16 protein-coding genes and 1 pseudogene are annotated in these 16604 nt (G+C 50.3%); 8 read left to right on the forward strand and 9 right to left on the reverse strand.

The annotated features are described in order from the left end of the window. Positions 1 to 212: 212 nt before the first annotated feature. Positions 213 to 665, reverse strand: a complete 453-nt coding sequence (locus MRY16398_RS05440) for a MarR family winged helix-turn-helix transcriptional regulator (RefSeq protein ID WP_125123948.1) — start codon at positions 663 to 665, stop codon at positions 213 to 215. 96 nt (positions 666 to 761) lie between these two features. On the opposite strand from MRY16398_RS05440, the pseudogene aceE reads away from it, so the two are divergent. The 3 genes and pseudogenes from aceE to MRY16398_RS05455 all read left to right on the forward strand — a co-directional run. Further along, positions 762 to 1016: pseudogene (gene aceE / locus MRY16398_RS05445) on the forward strand (pyruvate dehydrogenase (acetyl-transferring), homodimeric type); the annotation flags it as partial. 235 nt (positions 1017 to 1251) lie between these two features. Continuing rightward, entirely contained in the window at positions 1252 to 1815 is a 564-nt protein-coding gene (locus MRY16398_RS05450) for a helix-turn-helix domain-containing protein (RefSeq protein ID WP_079497786.1), read from the forward strand. Beyond that, positions 1812 to 2339, forward strand: coding sequence for a GNAT family N-acetyltransferase (locus MRY16398_RS05455; RefSeq protein ID WP_039077668.1), 528 nt, complete (start codon positions 1812 to 1814; stop codon positions 2337 to 2339). Before MRY16398_RS05450 ends, MRY16398_RS05455 begins: the two co-directional genes overlap by 4 nt. Positions 2340 to 2382: 43 nt before the next feature. Here MRY16398_RS05455 and MRY16398_RS05460 read toward each other — a convergent pair whose 3' ends face one another. Continuing rightward, positions 2383 to 3393 (reverse strand): helix-turn-helix domain-containing protein, encoded by a 1011-nt coding sequence (locus tag MRY16398_RS05460; protein ID WP_079497874.1) that lies wholly within the window; start codon positions 3391 to 3393, stop codon positions 2383 to 2385. Positions 3394 to 3510: 117 nt separating this feature from the next. On the opposite strand from MRY16398_RS05460, the gene MRY16398_RS05465 reads away from it, so the two are divergent. Beyond that, complete coding sequence (locus tag MRY16398_RS05465) at positions 3511 to 4989, forward strand: MFS transporter (protein WP_079497788.1); 1479 nt, start codon at positions 3511 to 3513, stop codon at positions 4987 to 4989. Positions 4990 to 5089: 100 nt separating this feature from the next. Here MRY16398_RS05465 and MRY16398_RS05470 read toward each other — a convergent pair whose 3' ends face one another. Continuing rightward, positions 5090 to 5572, reverse strand: coding sequence for a hypothetical protein (locus MRY16398_RS05470; RefSeq protein WP_232034381.1), 483 nt, complete (start codon positions 5570 to 5572; stop codon positions 5090 to 5092). 672 nt (positions 5573 to 6244) lie between these two features. On the opposite strand from MRY16398_RS05470, the gene MRY16398_RS05475 reads away from it, so the two are divergent. Continuing rightward, a complete protein-coding gene (locus MRY16398_RS05475) occupies positions 6245 to 7684 on the forward strand; it encodes an MFS transporter (RefSeq protein WP_162303324.1) in 1440 nt (479 codons plus the stop codon). Positions 7685 to 7741: 57 nt separating this feature from the next. After that, positions 7742 to 9421, forward strand: coding sequence for a glycoside hydrolase family 43 protein (locus MRY16398_RS05480; RefSeq protein ID WP_125123949.1), 1680 nt, complete (start codon positions 7742 to 7744; stop codon positions 9419 to 9421). A 135-nt stretch (positions 9422 to 9556) separates the two neighbouring features. Here MRY16398_RS05480 and MRY16398_RS05485 read toward each other — a convergent pair whose 3' ends face one another. Beyond that, positions 9557 to 10489 (reverse strand): nucleoside recognition domain-containing protein, encoded by a 933-nt coding sequence (locus MRY16398_RS05485; RefSeq protein WP_039077663.1) that lies wholly within the window; start codon positions 10487 to 10489, stop codon positions 9557 to 9559. Between the two features lie 272 nt (positions 10490 to 10761). On the opposite strand from MRY16398_RS05485, the gene MRY16398_RS05490 reads away from it, so the two are divergent. Both MRY16398_RS05490 and MRY16398_RS05495 read left to right on the forward strand, forming a co-directional pair. Then, positions 10762 to 11553 carry an OBAP family protein gene (locus MRY16398_RS05490; RefSeq protein ID WP_079497792.1) on the forward strand — a complete coding sequence of 264 codons (792 nt, stop codon included), beginning with the start codon at positions 10762 to 10764 and terminating at the stop codon, positions 11551 to 11553. An 18-nt stretch (positions 11554 to 11571) separates the two neighbouring features. Continuing rightward, on the forward strand, positions 11572 to 12405 hold the full coding sequence (locus MRY16398_RS05495) for an MBL fold metallo-hydrolase (protein ID WP_071194754.1): 834 nt from the start codon (positions 11572 to 11574) through the stop codon (positions 12403 to 12405). A gap of 56 nt (positions 12406 to 12461) precedes the next feature. On the opposite strand, the gene MRY16398_RS05500 is transcribed toward MRY16398_RS05495, so the two are convergent. The 5 genes from MRY16398_RS05500 to MRY16398_RS05520 form a co-directional block, all read right to left on the reverse strand. Continuing rightward, the gene (locus MRY16398_RS05500) at positions 12462 to 13379 is read right to left on the reverse strand and encodes a bestrophin family protein (RefSeq protein ID WP_039077660.1); all 918 of its coding nucleotides are present in this window, start codon (positions 13377 to 13379) and stop codon (positions 12462 to 12464) included. A gap of 179 nt (positions 13380 to 13558) precedes the next feature. After that, positions 13559 to 14254, reverse strand: coding sequence for a response regulator (locus tag MRY16398_RS05505; protein ID WP_039077659.1), 696 nt, complete (start codon positions 14252 to 14254; stop codon positions 13559 to 13561). 85 nt (positions 14255 to 14339) lie between these two features. Continuing rightward, the gene (locus MRY16398_RS05510; protein ID WP_110296184.1) at positions 14340 to 15038 is read right to left on the reverse strand and encodes a GNAT family N-acetyltransferase; all 699 of its coding nucleotides are present in this window, start codon (positions 15036 to 15038) and stop codon (positions 14340 to 14342) included. A 360-nt stretch (positions 15039 to 15398) separates the two neighbouring features. Next, complete coding sequence (locus MRY16398_RS05515; RefSeq protein ID WP_125123950.1) at positions 15399 to 15818, reverse strand: hypothetical protein; 420 nt, start codon at positions 15816 to 15818, stop codon at positions 15399 to 15401. A 36-nt stretch (positions 15819 to 15854) separates the two neighbouring features. After that, positions 15855 to 16586, reverse strand: a complete 732-nt coding sequence (locus tag MRY16398_RS05520; protein ID WP_071194752.1) for a proteasome-type protease — start codon at positions 16584 to 16586, stop codon at positions 15855 to 15857. Positions 16587 to 16604 lie beyond the last annotated feature (18 nt).

The following is a 16604-nucleotide window of genomic DNA, read 5'->3' on the forward strand; positions in this document are numbered from 1 at the left end:
CCAGGCTTGATGATTTGCTTTGGGAAATCCTCACTCAGGTATCACAAGGGGACCACAATGGCTGTCGGTAATGAATGTGGCCAGCAATTCGGCGGGTTCACTCTTACAGACGTTTTCGGCAAAAAGGTGTAACGCGCCTGGCGGTTCGAACCATGTCTGAGCGGGTGAACGCCTTCATGCCAAAGGCATACGGGCGTTATTCTGTGGCGCTGTTAACGCAGCGCCTTTTGTGCGCGGGCCGCAGCAGCGACCTGGTCCAGCGCGGCAGAAAAGGTGCTCTGCTCATCGGTACTGAACTGGTTCAGAAAAAGTTCTGCCACCGCACTTTCATAGACTTTCCACATCTTCTTGCGTAGCGCACGCCCTTCCTTAGTGATGGTGGCATACGCCGCACGACCGTCATCGGGCGAACGGGTGCGCTCGACCAGCCCTTCCTGTTCCAGGCGGTCTACCAGACGCGTGAGATTGTAGCGCTCTATCGCCAGCGCATCGGCCAGTTCATGCATCCGACGGGTGCCGCCTTGCCCACTTTCCAGCCCCCAAAGTACGTCGTACCAGGCATAGGCGGGCAGTTTCGCGGCTGCCAGACGGCTCTCCACTTCACGAATCATCAAGCGATGAGCGCGTACAAACGAAAACCAGAGATCCGTTTGATTCTTCTCCATGGCGGGCTCCTTTCATTTTTTTAGTTGCAATTGCAATTATACCTGACTTAGCATTGCGAACGCGAGGATTGCATTTGCAATTCATAATTCGGGCGTGATGGCCTCTCTTCCTACCCACACCCCCGTTTGATGCCCGACTTCTGGCAATTCCCGAAGGTATCGATGGGGCCTGGCCCGTTGACTGCGGTCTATCAGGCCCGGTTTATGCGCTATCTCGAGTATCGTGGAATGCTGGAACATCAGGGGCGTAAAGTGTGGGCGTTTCTGGGCGATGGCGAAATGGATCAGCCTGAATCGCTGGCAGCTATCTCGGTTGCAGGGCGAGAAAGGCTCGACAACGTCACCTTATTGACCATGGCGACCCGCTAACGCTACTGGCTGATTGCGGGCTCGATGCATCGGGTATCGCTACAGCGATTCGAACGCGTTTTCAGCTCTCCTTACCTGAAACACAATGAGCTCTTAGCCACCCCAGCGCCCGCAGTCGGGGGAGGGTTAAACGCTAAGCGGTGCAATAGCGCTTGACAGTATTTCAGTAATCAGTAATCTCATTTGTGGGAATAAATTCTCATATAAGAGATGTGTCATGAACAATGAAGATTACAGAGCACGATTAGCCGCACGTCTGGCGGCGCTGCGCTTACAACATAACTGGTCGCTTGAGGAGCTTTCCGCTGCGTCAGGCATCAGCAGGGCATCTTTGTCACGCATTGAACGCAGTGAAGTCAGCCCGACAGCAGAGGTCCTCAACCAACTCTGTATTGTATACGGAATGACGATGTCCCGGCTTATTAGCGAGGTTGAACAGGTTGCGGATAATCTGTTCCGGGTTGACCAACAAACCCTATGGCAGGATGAGCTTAATGGGTTTGAGCGACGCATGTTAATACCCCCTTCGAATCAATTCAGATGCGAGATGGTTGAAGGAAAATTGCGTCCGGGTGCTTTCATTGAATATTCCAACCCTCCCGTTCAGGGGCTTGAACAATATATATGGTTATATTCCGGTGAATTAACCATTGCGATGAACAGTGAACAATGGACCTTGAAAGAAGGTGACAGTTTACGTTTTCATTTATCAGGCTCTTCATCTTTTAGCGCGCATGAAAGCCTCGGTGCCCATTACATTTTGGTGGTATGTAAATCATGATTGAATATGAAATTCTCAGTGCTACACAGGCGCATCAATGCTTACCGGAATTAGGTGACGTATTACAGGCTTGTGTAAAGGATGGGGCAAGCGTAGGTTTTACCGATCCCAACGATCGTCGGGCAATAGATAGCTTCTGGAAAGATAAAATTTATAGTCTTGCCAGTCACGACTGTGAGTTATTTATCGCCCGCGATAACGGGTTTTTAGCCGCAACCGTTTTCATTAATTATTGCCGAACGCCTAATGGGCGTCATCGTGCTGAAATATCCAAACTGCTCGTTCACCCGCAGGCGCGTCGTCAGGGGATTGCCAGAGAGTTAATGAATAGGGCAGAGGCTATGGCCTGGGAAAAAGAGATTTCATTGCTTGTTCTTGATACACGCAGTGGCGATGTCGCCAGCGATTTATATCTTTCCCTGGGCTGGCAGATTGCCGGGACAATCCCCTGTTACGCAAGGTCTATCGATAATACGCTTCAGACGACAACGTTTATGTACAAAATTAATAATCCAACGCACTGATTACCGCTAAAAATAAAAGCCGTGGGCAATGATACTGTCTGTATCAGCAGGCGGGCATCATTGCTCGCTCGCGGAATGCCTTGCGCCATTGCGTTGGCGTCGTTTTAAAACGCCGTCTGAAATGATGGCGCAGCGTTTCAGGTGAGCCGAACCCGGCCTGCTCTGCAACATGATCGATGCTTAGCCTTTCGCTTTCCAGAAGAGTACAGGCTTTTTCAAGGCGAACGTTGAGCATCCACTCTCCCGGTGAGGTACCGGTGGCGTCATAAAATCGACGTATAAAGGTTCGACGGCTCATCCCCACTTTGCGAGCCAGTTGTTCAATCACCATGGGCGTATTGAGGTGATTGCGCAAATCGTCCAACAATGGCGCGAGGCTTTTGGCCTGACGTTGCGGGACGGGTTGTTGGATTAACTGCGCCTGGCTGCCTTCCCGCAGGGGCGGGGTAATCATTCGGCGCGCACAGCGATTGGCGACTTCAATACCGTAATCGCGCCGGATAAGGTGCAGGCATAAATCGACACCCGCAGCGCCGCCCGCCGAGGTGACGATACTGCCTTCATCAACGTAGATCATGCTATGTTCCACCTGCACCTCAGGAAACCTTTGTGCAAGAATTTCTGTGCTATTCCAGTGGGCAGTCGCGCGTTTGCCGTTCAGTAATCCCGTCTCTGCGAGTATAAAACTCCCGGCACAAATCGCGACAAGCCGTGTGCCTTTCTGGTAGGCCTTTTGTAATGCCGCGATAAGCTTTTCCGGGGCTGATTCATAGACGTTGCGCCAGCCGGGAATGACAATGGTTCCGGCATCTTCCAGTAGTTCCAGTCCGCCATCAACCACCATTCGAACACCCCCCTGCGCGCCAAAAGCACCGTCTTCTAACGACGCCACACGCAGATCATAAAGCGGTTGACCCAGCACCTCATCAACGCGTCCAAACGCTTCGGCGGCAATACCAAATTCAAACGTGCAGAGGCATTCATATGCCAGCAGCACCATGCGCCGGTTTTTAAGCGTAAAAGAAGGGCGGTGAAGGGGGGAGGCGATCTGCATAGAAACCTTGTTATTGAAAATGGCACGATCTTGACGATAACTGACACGGACATGGATTTCTACTGCCACGTAAATCTTTCATGCTGGCGCCCTGTTAACGTTTCACAGGAACTGAGTATGAAGAACATATTAGCGCTGATGGCGGTGTGTCTGGCCGCATTAATGTCGGGACTGGAAATATCCAGTGTTCCGGTTATTTTGCCGGTGCTGGAAAAGCAGATGCAGGCCAATTTTCGCGAGCTGCAGTGGATCATGAATGCCTATACCCTCTCATGCACGGCGGTATTAATGGCGACCGGCACATTAGCGGATAGATATGGGCGTAAACGCATTTTTATTATCAGCATCATTGGCTTTGGCCTGACCTCGGTAATATGCGGCATGGCTGAAAGCGCATTCTGGCTTATCGTTGGGCGTTTCTTGCAAGGATTAAGCGGCGGCGCGATGTTAACCAGCCTGATCGCCATACTGTCGTTCCAGTTTCCACAAGGAAAAGCACGTAGCCGGGCGTTTGCCGCCTGGGGGATCACCTTTGGATTTGGGCTTGGATTCGGCCCCATTATTGGCGGGATGTTAGTGGCGTGGTTTAGCTGGCAATGGGTATTTTTGGTGCATGGCGTTATTGCTTTACTCACCCTGGTTCTGGCGCTGAACAACGTCGTGGAATCACGTGATAACACGACAAAAAAACTTGATGTTGCTGGTTTAATGACCCTGACGATGAGCGTTGTTGGCGTCACCTGGCTTATTACTCAGGGCGGGAGTATCGGCTGGAGTAGCCTTGAAGTGCGATTAATTTTTCTTGCCACCTTAATCAGTTCTGCACTCTTTGTCATTATTGAGACACGGCATTCACACCCCATGTTTGATTTCTCTGTGTTTCGCATAAGGCCTTTTTCCGGTGCGCTTATGGGGGCGATTGGCATGAATTTCAGCTTCTGGCCGCTGATGATTTATCTGCCGGTTTATTATCAAAGTGGGCTTGGGTACAGCAGTATGGCGACCGGCATGGCGCTTCTGGCCTACACGCTGCCGACATTATTAATGCCGCCATTGGGGGAAAAATTAGCGCTGCGATTCAACGCTTCGCGCGTCATTCCGCTGGGGCTATTTTGTATAGGCCTGGGTTTTGCGCTGATGGCGCTGGCAGTCACATATCAGCTCAGTTTGCTGCCTGGAGCGCTGCTCTCAGGGATCGCTTTGGGATTGACCAATACGCCTGTCACTAACGCCACCACGGGATCCGTCGAGCCTGACCGCGTTGGAATGGCATCCGGGATTGATATCAGCGCGCGCTTCATCACGCTTTCCATCAATATTGCCCTCATGGGGAGTCTGCTGGTCTCGGGGATAGCCGAAAGTTTGCAAAACCATATGAACACCGTGAGCGACAAGTCTGTACTGGCAGAACGCATAGCCGGTGGGGCTGAGGTTTCGCTGAGCCGCGATATCATTACAGCAGTGCTTACCGAAGGCTTTTCCGGTGTGCTGATATACGGGGCCGTGGGGGTAGGTTGCCTGTCTCTGGCGAGCTATTTACTGTTTAACCTGAAAACGAAGGCGGCGTGTGGACGAGTAACCTCATGCCCTGATTAAGCAAGTGTAGCCCCGGATAAGGCGCCTGCACCGCCATCCGGGAAAACCATGATGGCAATACCGTAACAGGCAACACCGACACTGCCCGCTTACTCCACCTTTAGCGACTACCGTCTATCCGCGCGGGTGGAGGGTTGGCAGTAATTTTAATGTAATGTTTCACGGCTACAGACCGCGAAACACCACGCGGATCGCCGGTAAAAGGCACTTTCACAAAGGGTGACGGGGGGATTTCAATCCGCCATGTTGTCTCACCGATAAAGCTAAACTCAACGGCATTCGGCGCTATATGCAGGTCTGTAAACGATCCTGTCAGGTACGCGCCACCCAGCGTCAGTATCTCTTTCACCCCATCATCCAGATCAATCAGCGCAATATTAAGCATTTCCTCGAAGGGCGTATCATCAGTAAGGAATAACAACAGCCGTTTGTCATCCACCTGAACAGCAGCCTCCAGTATCTGAACCGGAACGGTAATACCTGTCCCGTTTTCAGCAATCAGCACCTCGTATTTCCCCATCGCTGTCGTGGTGGGTTCTTCTCTGATTTGAAGCGTAACGTTATCGAGCTGCCTGAACATCATTAATCCTGGTATCCACTTATTTCCCGTGCTGCTATTGTGTTGCCAGCATATACGCCTGTCGCATCACTATACAAACCCGAAGCCGCATTGACATTACTGTGCGTCTGGAGATTCTCAACGCGTGACAACGACACGACAGGTCAGAAATAAATACGACAGCGTCTCACCAACTCCATTAACCAGGCTAAGTATTAATGTGTTGAACAATGAAGCACGATGGCAATATATCGCGAACGTTTCTGTGCATGAACGAAACCATGAATAAACGATGACTGCGTACATCCTCTGTTCTCCTGGCCGGTCGTTCAATTACGTTATTTCACTCGATGGCTAAGAGAATGCTTAATTGTGAGCAGTGTCGCAAAAAAATGTGGCAAGGTATTCAAAGCCCCAGGAATCATCTGGCGTTCTCGCTTTTAGAGATGAAAAGCGCTGAAATAAAATGTCGGTTTTGCCAGGTGCGTTCATCTGCCGCAGGTATTACTGGCGAATTACCAGTCAACATCGGGGTTGTGCGGCTTGTATAAGTCCTTTGTTCTAATGATCACACTAGTAAAAAAACATAATTACTTAATCCAAAAACGTAATGGATTTTGCGGGCTTACCTGTGTCAGAAAGTATTCCTCATTTATAAAATAAACCGGAGATGTGATTAAAATGAGTGAAAACTTAATACACAATCGACATGATGAGTATCATAAGTTAACTCGTGTGGAACGCATTGGTTATGGGATGGGCGACTTTGCCCAAAACCTTGTTTTTGGTACGATAGGTGGTTTCCTTGCTCTTCACATGCTCACTGTGAATACGATCAGTACAGCAACTGCAGGGTTTATATTTCTTTTTGTCCGTATCATCAATGTCATTTGGGACCCGATGGTAGGAACCTATGTTGACAAAAGAAGTTCAAAAGCTGGTAAATATCGCCCCTGGCTTTTAAGAGCAGGCATTCCTCTCGTTATTCTTTCTGCTTTACTCTTTGCCCCCATTCCTGGGGTGAGAGGTTCAGTTCCCTTTGCTTTTATTATTTACCTTGCCCTGGATTTAGTCTATTCCGTTGTAAATATCCCTTATGGTTCTCTTAATGCTTCATTAACAAGGGATCCTGAATCAATTGACAAGCTTACAAGTACACGAATGATGCTGGCCAACAGTGCTAATTTGCTTGTCTACACGCTGTTCCCCATGTTTGTGCAAATGGCTGCGCCAAAAGACAGAAGCCTCAAGGATACGGGTTTTTTTGGTCTGCATCTCAATCTGGGGAATTATACCGATCCTTCTGCTAACTACGCCTGGTTTGGTGTTTACTCTATTTATATGGTTATTGGGGCCGTTGCGCTCTTCCTCTGCTATAAATTAACCAAAGAACGCGTCGTCGCTACTGAAGAACAAACAGCTAACGTAAAAACGACAGACCTCTTCCTTGAACTCAAAAATAACCGACCGCTTGTTATTCTCGGATTGTTTTTCATGCTGGCCTTTACCTTCATGTTTGTCATGAACACGGCTAATGGCTTTTTCAATCAGTTTGTTGTCGGCCACTCAGAATGGATGGGGGCTGTGGGTCTGGTAGCTTCAATTCCAGGTATCTTATTCCCGGTTTTTTGGCCAAAACTTAAGAAGATTTTCGGTAAAAAAGGTTTTTTCCATCTTTTCCTTGGCATGTTTATTGTCGGTGAATTTCTCACTTACATTTGGTCACTCGACGGAATGCATGATGCTCTCTGGCTTGCGTACATCGCCACCTTTATTAAACAGTGGGGCTTAACATCGGCTACTGGCTTTATGTGGGCGCTTGTTCCGGAAGTGATTGCCTATGGCGAATTGAAATCAGGCAAGCGAAATGCCGCAATCATTAACGCGATTATGGGCATTTTCTTCAAGATAGGTTTTACGATTGGCGGTGCGCTTCCTCTGTGGTTACTGGCCGGTTATGGCTTTAACGAAACCAGTGTATATCAGCATGCCAATGCTATCGCCGGAATAAATATGACGGCTATCTGGATCCCGGTGGTGTTAGCCATTATGTCGATGGTTGCCATTCACTTCTATCCAATTTCAGATGACAATGTCAATGATATCAACCGTCAACTTGATGAGATTCGTGTATAGTTCAAAAATTAAAAATGATAATAAATACAAAATGGATAATTTAAAAAGGTAAACGATATGTCAGTTATTCAAAACCCTATATTACCTGGATTTAACCCAGACCCAAGTATTATCCGTGTAGATGACACGTACTATATTGCGAATTCCACATTTGAATGGTTCCCTGGCGTTCGTTTACATGAGTCAAAAGACCTGGAACATTGGAATCTTCTGCCGTCGCCATTATCAACAACCGCGCTGTTAGATATGAAAGGCAATCCTTCCTCTGGTGGGATTTGGGCTCCGGATCTCTCTTATGCTGACGGCAAATTCTGGTTAGTGTATACGGATGTCAAAGTCACAGAAGGTGCCTTTAAAGACATGACAAACTACCTGACCACCGCAACCGACATTCGCGGGCCCTGGACAGATCCCATTAAGCTTAATGGCGTGGGTTTTGACGCGTCACTTTTCCATGACGACGATGGCCGTAAATATTTAGTGCAACAAACCTGGGACCATCGGGAATACCATCACCCTTTTGATGGTATCACGTTGACTGAGTTTGATACCCGCACCCTAAAATTGAAACCAGAAACCGCGCGTACCCTTTATCGGGGCACCGCCGTTGCACTTGTTGAGGGGCCGCATCTCTACAAAATAAACGGATATTATTATCTCTTTGCTGCTCAGGGAGGCACCGTTTTCACCCACCAGGAGGTGGTTGCGCGTTCGAAAACCCTGGATGCCAATAGTTTTGAAACAGAGCCCGGCGACGTTTTCTTAACGAACGTCGATACCCCGGACAGCTACATCCAAAAACAGGGGCATGGCGCGTTGGTTTCGACGCCCAAAGGTGAATGGTATTACGCCTCGCTCTGCGCTCGTCCATGGAATCGTGCCGGTGAGTCCGCCTATGATCCTCGCGGTTGGTCAACCCTGGGCCGGGAAACGTCTATCCAGAAAGTATTTTGGGATGAAGAGGGCTGGCCGCGTATCGAAGGCGGCCACGGGGGGAAAACCTTTGTTGAAGGCCCCGTCGATGCCATTTACACCGAAAGCGCAAAAGACCATAGCCAGTATGACGAGTTTAAAACCGCAACGCTCGATCCCAACTGGAATACGCTCCGTGTCCCGTTCAGCGAAAAAATGGGCACCACGGGTAATGGGAAATTAACCTTAGTTGGGCAAGGTTCGTTAGCAAATACCCATGACCTCTCGCTTATTGCCCGACGCTGGCAGGCTTTTTATTTTGATGCTCAAGTTAAAGTAAAATTTAACCCGTTTAATTATCAACAAATGGCAGGGTTAACGAATTACTATAACGATCGTCACTGGAGCTTTGTTTTCATCACCTGGAATGAAATTAATGGATCAGTGATCGAAATAGCTGAGAATAATCGCGGGAAATATACCTCGTATCTGAAAGATGAGGCCATCAAGATCCCGGAAGGCGTTGAGTATGTCTGGTTCCGCACCAAAGTTCGTAAGCAAACTTATTCCTATGAATACAGTTTTGATGGGGTGCAATTCACTGAAATCCCGGTCAAACTGGATGCCGCCATTCTCTCTGATGATTATGTTCTGCAAAGTTATGGTGGGTTCTTTACCGGGGCGTTCGTTGGTCTGGCGGTAGTGGATTACTCTGGCTATGGCACCAGCGCAGAGTTTTACCATTTCGCTTACCAGGAACTGGGTGATTCGTTAGTTGCAAATGACACTTATAGCTGGAAGGGGAGCGAATCACGCTTTAGTTAATGGCTAAACGCAGATTCAGTTAAATCCCGAGAGCATTACTGCAAGGCAAAAAACGTTAGCGATGACCCTAAAAGGATTACTGGCCAGTAGGGGGCCGGTAATCCTTTTTTTTGCAGGTAAACGGGTCGCTTATTGCTAATACAACAGGGTGTGGATGATGCTGCGCACCGCGATCCCGACAATCACACCGGGGATGACATAGCGGAAAAGCCTGACAAATCGGCTGGCGATCCCAAGGTAAATCCCGATACCTGGCAGGTCGAAGGTCTGGATCAGAAAGCCCGCCGAGGCGTTCATCTGTTCTGGCGTCACCAGCCCTTTTCGCAGAAGCTCTGACATCACCCCGAAGTAGGCTGTTCCACCCGCCAGACACTTGGTCAGCGTTGGCAGCACATACACCTCGGGAAGGCTGAAATAGGCCATCAGCGGCGAGAGTAGCCGGGTCAGAATGTCTATCGCTCCCGCTTCTTTTAGTATGCCGACGATAGTCAGCGAGAGCAGCAACATGGGGAGCGAGCCCAGCGCCAGGCGTATCGCATCTGCCCCCGCGCCATTAATGATACCGATCAGACTGGACGATGATTTATCGTTAAACGCTTCGGCAGGTGCCGCGTTCTGAACGGTGCTGGAAAGTTTTTTCCCGAACAGATGATAAGTGACCGCAGCGGCGACCAGCCCACCAAAAATCGAAATGATGATGGCGTTTCCCCAGTGCAGCCCGTAAGGGATCAATGGGTAGAAGACATTGCCCTGGCCCATCGCAAATAACATTGCCAGCGCGGCGGCAAGTTGGCGCTCTGAGGTGCCTCTTTTTTCCATAATGGCCAGGGCGGCAATGGGGGCGGCAAAGCTGACGAAATTGAGTTGTATCAGGGCGAAGATGGCGATCCCGGAAATACCAAAGGGCTTGAGCACTGGCGCGGTCAGCCGAACCACGGCATCGACAACGCCTTTTGCTTCCAGGTATTTCATCACAATGAGCATGACAACCATGACGGGAATAAGCGTGTAAAGCGCAACATCAACAGACGCCTTTCCTGCTGACATAATGACATCAATAATATTCATTAAGCTATCCAGTAAAGATCCACGCAAGGCAATCTACACCTCCACGACTGTAAGTAAAATCCATGTCGTGCTTTTATAATTTAGTCGGATGGAAGTGACCCCCCGTTGGCTGACGGACATAAGGAGAACGTCTGACGCATTGGGGAATATCATGCCGGATGCGGTAAATTGGTAGCGTATTATTTTTATTATCCCGCTTAGTTTAAGATTTTTATCGTCCAATCTCTTTTAGTGTACTACGTTCAATAATGTCACTGTGGTGAGGAGAGCGGATGAAACCATTATCTCTATTGATGTTAACAAGCCTGGCGTTAGCGGGATGTGGGGCGAATAATTCGCCGCCGAAAACCCCCGTTCCCGGCGAAAAAACCTCTGCCCAAATGCGCACCCTCGAAACCGGTGCGCAAATGATTCAATCCCGCCCGCCAGTCGATGCGATAAGCGCCTACCTCGACGGGTTCCATTTCTATAACGGCGATAAAAATGGCCAAATGGAAGCCCATCACTATGTGACGGTGCTTAATGACGATGTCATGCAGGCCGTGATTTATGACAGCAACACCAAAGATGCACGGCTGATGGGCGTTGAGTACATCATTAGCGAACGTTTATTTAAGACCCTGCCGCCAGAAGAAAAAAAGCTTTGGCATAGCCACCAGTATGAAGTGAAGTCCGGGAGTCTCATTGCCCCTGGTTTACCGGCAGTGGCGGATAAGTCACTGATGAAAAAGATTGTGAATACGTACGGGAAAACCTGGCACACCTGGCATACCGATCGTGACAAGACCCTGCCGTTGGGTATTCCGGCGCTAATGATGGGCTTTACCGGGGAAGGGCAGCTTGATCCCCGGCTACTGGCAGACAGAGACCGTCGGTTTAATGTGCAAACGCAGGCTATCAAAGGTGAGCGTGAAGATCTGGTGGCCCACCCTGTCGTTGACGGCGCTAACGCATGGCAACGCGGCGAGGTAATTCAACTCAAGCGGACAACCGGCGGCGGTGAGCATGCACAGGGCGAAACCGCGCATTTTGGCGCATCCGAGCAAACCCTGCAGGCAAAGTGACTATGATCCGGAGGCCTAATGAAAATTCACCACCTCAACTGTGGTTGCATGTGCCCGTTTGGCGGCGCGTTTTATGATGGGTTCAGTAAAGGGCTTCACGCGCATCTGGTCTGCCACTGTTTGCTGATTGAAACGGACCGGGATGGGCTGATTCTGGTGGATACGGGGTTCGGTCGTGACGATATACGCCACCCCGGCCAGCGTTTGTCTGGCTTTTTCCGCCTGATGAATAATATCCAACGGCGGCAAGAGCTGACGGCGCTTGCACGTATAGAAGCGCTCGGGTTTAACGCGGCGGATGTGCGGCATATTATTCTGACACATCTCGATTTTGACCATGCGGGTGGGCTTACCGATTTTCCTCACGCCCGGATACATCTGTTGCAACAAGAGATAGATACCGCGCATCAGCGCCACAGTTGGCTGGCGCGTGAACGCTATCGACCCGGACAGTGGGGCGGTACTTCCGGCTGGGTTGGCTATCAGCCAAAAGGGGAGAACTGGTATGGCTTCGAGGCGGTGACCGCGCTTGAAGGATTGCTGCCAGACATCCTGCTGGTCCCGCTGGCGGGTCATACGCTGGGGCATGCGGGTATTGCCATTCGCCAGCCGCAGGGCTGGCTGCTGCACGGTGGCGATGCATGGTTTTATCGTGGCGAAATGCGTCAACCAACGCGCCACTGTACGCCGGGCCTGCGTTTTTATCAGTGGATGATGGCAATGGATAATGATGCCAGACGCCATAACCAGCAGCGGCTTCGGGCGCTTTCCTGCCGCCACGGCGATGAAATTACCTTTTTCTGTAGCCATGATGCGCAAGAGTTGCAGACGTTAGCGGCCCCCGAACACTAAGCACGTCGGTCTAATCGCGACCCGTTTCAGGTCGCGATAACCGCATGAGTGGTCGTTTAAATCAGGTTGAAACGCTTATCCGGTACAGGCAATGGCGGCAGCGGACTTTGCCCGGTGATATCCATCAGATTGCGTTCTATCGTGGTGCAGATGGCGTTCAGCGCCAGGTTATTGGGGTGTGTACCAAACGGATGCTCCATCTCTTCGGCAATCGAATCCCATGACAGGAAAGCGTAAGAGATAAACGCTGAAACAAACGGTGTCATCAGGTGAAGGTCGGACACCAGCGCCAGCGGCAGAAGTGTACAAAACAGATAGACCGTACGCTGCAAAATCAACGCATAAGCAAAGGGAACCGGCGTGTTGGCGATACGCTCGCAGCCCCCCAGGCAACGCGACAGCTCGTTAAGATTCTCATCGATATTCTGCCAGACAAAATCATTGATCTTGCCTTCCCGGCGCAGGCTGGCGTACTCCTTGCCAATGAAAATCAGGATGCGATGACAGGCCGAAGTGCTTTTCATCACCTCGGCCGCCGCGTCCGCAGGCAGCAAACGTTGCATATCCTGGGTGGCATCTTGTTGGCGAAGCTGGTGGTTCAGACACCAACTGAACGCGGTCAGGTAGTGGGAAAGCTTCTGCTGGATTGCCGTATCGTCAGGCAGGGCGCTGACGGTCTGTCGCATCAGGCTACGGGAGGTGATCGTCACCGAACCCCAGATCATTCTCGCTTCGGTGTAACGGCTGTAGCTGGCGTTGTTACGAAATCCAAGAAATATGGCAATGGCGATACCCAGCAGGCTAAACGGGGCAACAGTCAGGTGAATGTTCAGATTTTCGTAGTACGGCCAGGCAATGATCGCCACGATAGACATGAACAGGTTCAGTCCCAGCCGGAAGATAATCATCGACAGCACGGAGCCATGCCAGTTAAAGAGCCGCACAAACCAGCTCTGAGGTGGACGTATGATCATACGGATTCCTTTACGATCTTTTGTTTTATTGTTTGCAGGTGGCCGGTGTGAATCCGGCGCGGGAATTGTAGCCTGATCGGATTTTCCCGCAAGCTGATGAGAAAGGAGGAGGTAGAACGCAGGGCTTAGTAAGGCATCACGCACCCGCAGACCGGGTGCGAAACGATCGCCCGGAGGGGTTATGGCTGTCGGAACCGGTAGCCGATGCCACGCACGTTGAGCAGCACCTCTGTGATTCCGGCGGATTCGAGTTTCTTGCGCAGATTATAAATATGGGTATCCACAACACGCTCAAGAGCATCGCTTTCCGGGAGGCACTGTTCCAGTAATGAGAGGCGCGACCAGGCGCGAACGGGTGAGCGCATAAGCAGGGTTAATAATGAAAATTCGGTGGGCGTCAGCTCAAGTAAAACCGGTTTTTGATGGTCGACCGTTACCGTGGCGGTCATTGCTGTGGTGTCGACTTCCAGACCTTGCCAGCGCAGGATCTCTTGCGATTCAGCCTGATGATGACAGCGTCTCAATACAGCCTGGACCCGCACAACCACCTCTTTGGGATCGTAGGGTTTGACGATGTAATCATCCGCACCGTAGCGCAGGGCGCCAATTTTATCGGGAAGATCGCCCATCGCCGAAATCATAATGACAGGCGTAAGCCCGTCGCGACGCACTGCGGCCAGCACCTCGCTGCCGTTCATTGACGGTAGCATGATATCAAGCAGAATAAGGTCCGGTTTCCACTGCCGCGCCATATCAAGCCCGATGCGTCCGTCGCCGCAAATGGCAATGTCGAAATTTTCCCGCTTAAGATAGGCCTCAAGAACGCCCGCCGCATCGGCATCATCTTCAATTATCAGCACCCGACGTTGACTCATCGCCTCTTCCTGTTGCACAGCACCTGTTAAGCATGATGATACCCTGGGCAACGGCTTTGCGATATCAGGGGCCACGGCGGTTTACTTAGCGAAAATCCTTAAGTTTTTTCAATTGCCGCCCCAGACCGTCGAAATTATTCTCTCTCAGCCAGGCTTTGATCGGGATCTCTAAATCGTGCCATTCGCTGGCGATGATTGAGAACAGCGCGAGGTCTTCCGAATGGCCTTTGGTCACTTTTTTGTCCCGCAATATTCCTTCTTTGCGAAAGCCGAAGCGCTCGGCAGCTTTAATCGCCCCGTCATTGAAAATGTTTGTACGCCATTCACATCTGCGGTAGTGGAGCGCATCAATAAAATAAGCCAATACTAAATAGATCGCTTCGGTGCTGATGCGTGTCTTTTTTAACGCTGGCGTCCAGTTGATATCCGTAAGCTCGAACGTGCCGTGTAGTGGATTAATCCTTGTGATGCAGAAAATGCCTTTCACGGTGTCGTCATTTTTATCAATAACCGACATGTGCATGCCATTTTTTGCGCCGATAAGCTCGCGAAAATAGTTATAACACGCCTCTTTGGTGGCGGGTCGTTTTCCAGGTAAATAGGTCCAGTCACGATCATCATCAATACTTTGCCAGGCATGAAATAAATCTTCTGCATGATCGACAGATAGCGGCGTAACCATGCAATAATTTCCGCTAAGGGAGAATTTTTCAGGGGTGCTTTTGGGCGTCCAGTCTTGCATTTCCTGCCCCAGACACTGGCCGTAGCTGTTTCGGTATTGCATAACATTTCCCCTTAAATGAATGTAATTCTGACTGAATTAAAAACCATTGCATTGTAATGCTAATTATATCAATGATAGTTTTTCGATAATACGATCGCGATCGTGTTTCCCGGCAATAAAATAATTTCGCGGTGCTATACGTAATTATTAAGAGAATGTTTATTTCGCCTGTCTGGTATTTTTTATTGACCATAAGAAAAATTTCCGTAATAAAAATATGGAAAAGCATACGAGTGAATATTTTCTTTGGAATGAGTTTTATCACTATTATTGTGCCAGTGTAGTGCTTGTTAACAATACCGGAAAGGGGAGGCAGAAGAGTGACCTCAGCGGCTTTCACCGCCGGGATCGAACAATATATTACTGACTGGTTAAATTCTGGCATTCCGCAGCGGCGTACTGTGCGGCGCTGAGCGGCACATTATCCAGTGCCTTTTTAATGGCGGAAGAGGAGGAGAACTGGTTGACCGCGTCCCTTTGCATGATCTCAAAACTTTTTTGAATATTCGCGGTGATGTCGTCGCAATTTGCCCCCTGATTCAGGCCGCCAATCACCACATTATTGATGCGCTCGGACATTTCGGCCCCCATTTTTTGGCCCATTTTTGCCGGGTCTGCTTTGCCTTCTTCCGGCATGGCGCCGGTAAGTAGCGCAGACTTATACAGCGCCTGGCCCAGGGTGACTTTCGCCGCCGCGACTGTCTCTTCGTTCGATGTTGATGCCAGCGCGGACGTTGACGCTGAAAGCAAAAATAAGGTGCTAATGACTGCCAGTCTCATTGAGAAGCTCTTTGTTTATTACAGGTCTCGCCCAACTTAGCCCTGCGCCGGAAAAGGCGGCAACTGGCGGAAGGTGTTCACCAGGCCTTCCGACCAGGCTTTGCGGATACCGGTAAAATAGGGATCGTTTTCCGTGATGCGTCGCTGTTCGCTGGCATCATAGGTATTCGCGCGATAAATCATGACATCCAGCGGCATACCGACGGACAGATTACTGCGTAACGTCGAATCGATGGAGATCAAGGCGCAGCACATAGCGTGCTCCAGAGGGGTATCGACCGTCAACACCCTGTCGATAATCGGCTTGCCGTATTTGCTCTCGCCAATCTGAAAGTAGGGGGTATCATTCGTCGCTTCAATGAAATTACCTTCGGGATAGATATGAAACAGGCGCGGAACCTCGTTGCCAATCTGCCCACCGAGCAGCATATTGCAGCCAAAATTGGTACTGCTGTTTTGCTGCGCCGCGCTGTCGCGGTGAATCACTTCGCGCACGGTCTCCCCGACCAGCGTGGCGGCGTCATACATCGTCCCCATCTGCATCAGGTTTGGCGTATGCTGGCCCTGTATCCGTTCGTTAAGCAGGCTGACAATGCTCTGTGTTGTGGCCAGGTTCCCCGCCGACTGGATCACCAGCACCCGTTCCCCCTCCTTGCTGAACACATGGAGTTTTTTAAACGTTGCGATGTGGTCGACACCCGCATTGGTGCGGGAATCGGAAGCAAAAACCAGCCCGTCGGAAAGACGCATGGCCACACAGTAAGTCATTAAAATACCTTTATTAAT

This window comes from Phytobacter sp. MRY16-398 (assembly GCF_003925915.1).
In the GTDB taxonomy this organism is placed as follows: domain Bacteria; phylum Pseudomonadota; class Gammaproteobacteria; order Enterobacterales; family Enterobacteriaceae; genus Phytobacter; species Phytobacter diazotrophicus.

Bases quoted from the DNA above. Each gene is read 5' to 3' on its own strand.
- MRY16398_RS05440 (WP_125123948.1), bottom strand. From the start codon at position 665: ATGGAGAAGAATCAAACGGATCTCTGGTTTTCGTTTGTACGCGCTCAT.
- MRY16398_RS05450 (WP_079497786.1), top strand. From the start codon at position 1,252: ATGAACAATGAAGATTACAGAGCACGATTAGCCGCACGTCTGGCGGCG.
- MRY16398_RS05455 (WP_039077668.1), top strand. From the start codon at position 1,812: ATGATTGAATATGAAATTCTCAGTGCTACACAGGCGCATCAATGCTTA.
- MRY16398_RS05460 (WP_079497874.1), bottom strand. From the start codon at position 3,393: ATGCAGATCGCCTCCCCCCTTCACCGCCCTTCTTTTACGCTTAAAAAC.
- MRY16398_RS05465 (WP_079497788.1), top strand. From the start codon at position 3,511: ATGAAGAACATATTAGCGCTGATGGCGGTGTGTCTGGCCGCATTAATG.
- MRY16398_RS05470 (WP_232034381.1), bottom strand. From the start codon at position 5,572: ATGATGTTCAGGCAGCTCGATAACGTTACGCTTCAAATCAGAGAAGAA.
- MRY16398_RS05480 (WP_125123949.1), top strand. From the start codon at position 7,742: ATGTCAGTTATTCAAAACCCTATATTACCTGGATTTAACCCAGACCCA.
- MRY16398_RS05485 (WP_039077663.1), bottom strand. From the start codon at position 10,489: ATGAATATTATTGATGTCATTATGTCAGCAGGAAAGGCGTCTGTTGAT.
- MRY16398_RS05490 (WP_079497792.1), top strand. From the start codon at position 10,762: ATGAAACCATTATCTCTATTGATGTTAACAAGCCTGGCGTTAGCGGGA.
- MRY16398_RS05495 (WP_071194754.1), top strand. From the start codon at position 11,572: ATGAAAATTCACCACCTCAACTGTGGTTGCATGTGCCCGTTTGGCGGC.
- MRY16398_RS05500 (WP_039077660.1), bottom strand. From the start codon at position 13,379: ATGATCATACGTCCACCTCAGAGCTGGTTTGTGCGGCTCTTTAACTGG.
- MRY16398_RS05505 (WP_039077659.1), bottom strand. From the start codon at position 14,254: ATGAGTCAACGTCGGGTGCTGATAATTGAAGATGATGCCGATGCGGCG.
- MRY16398_RS05510 (WP_110296184.1), bottom strand. From the start codon at position 15,038: ATGCAATACCGAAACAGCTACGGCCAGTGTCTGGGGCAGGAAATGCAA.
- MRY16398_RS05515 (WP_125123950.1), bottom strand. From the start codon at position 15,818: ATGAGACTGGCAGTCATTAGCACCTTATTTTTGCTTTCAGCGTCAACG.
- MRY16398_RS05520 (WP_071194752.1), bottom strand. From the start codon at position 16,586: ATGACTTACTGTGTGGCCATGCGTCTTTCCGACGGGCTGGTTTTTGCT.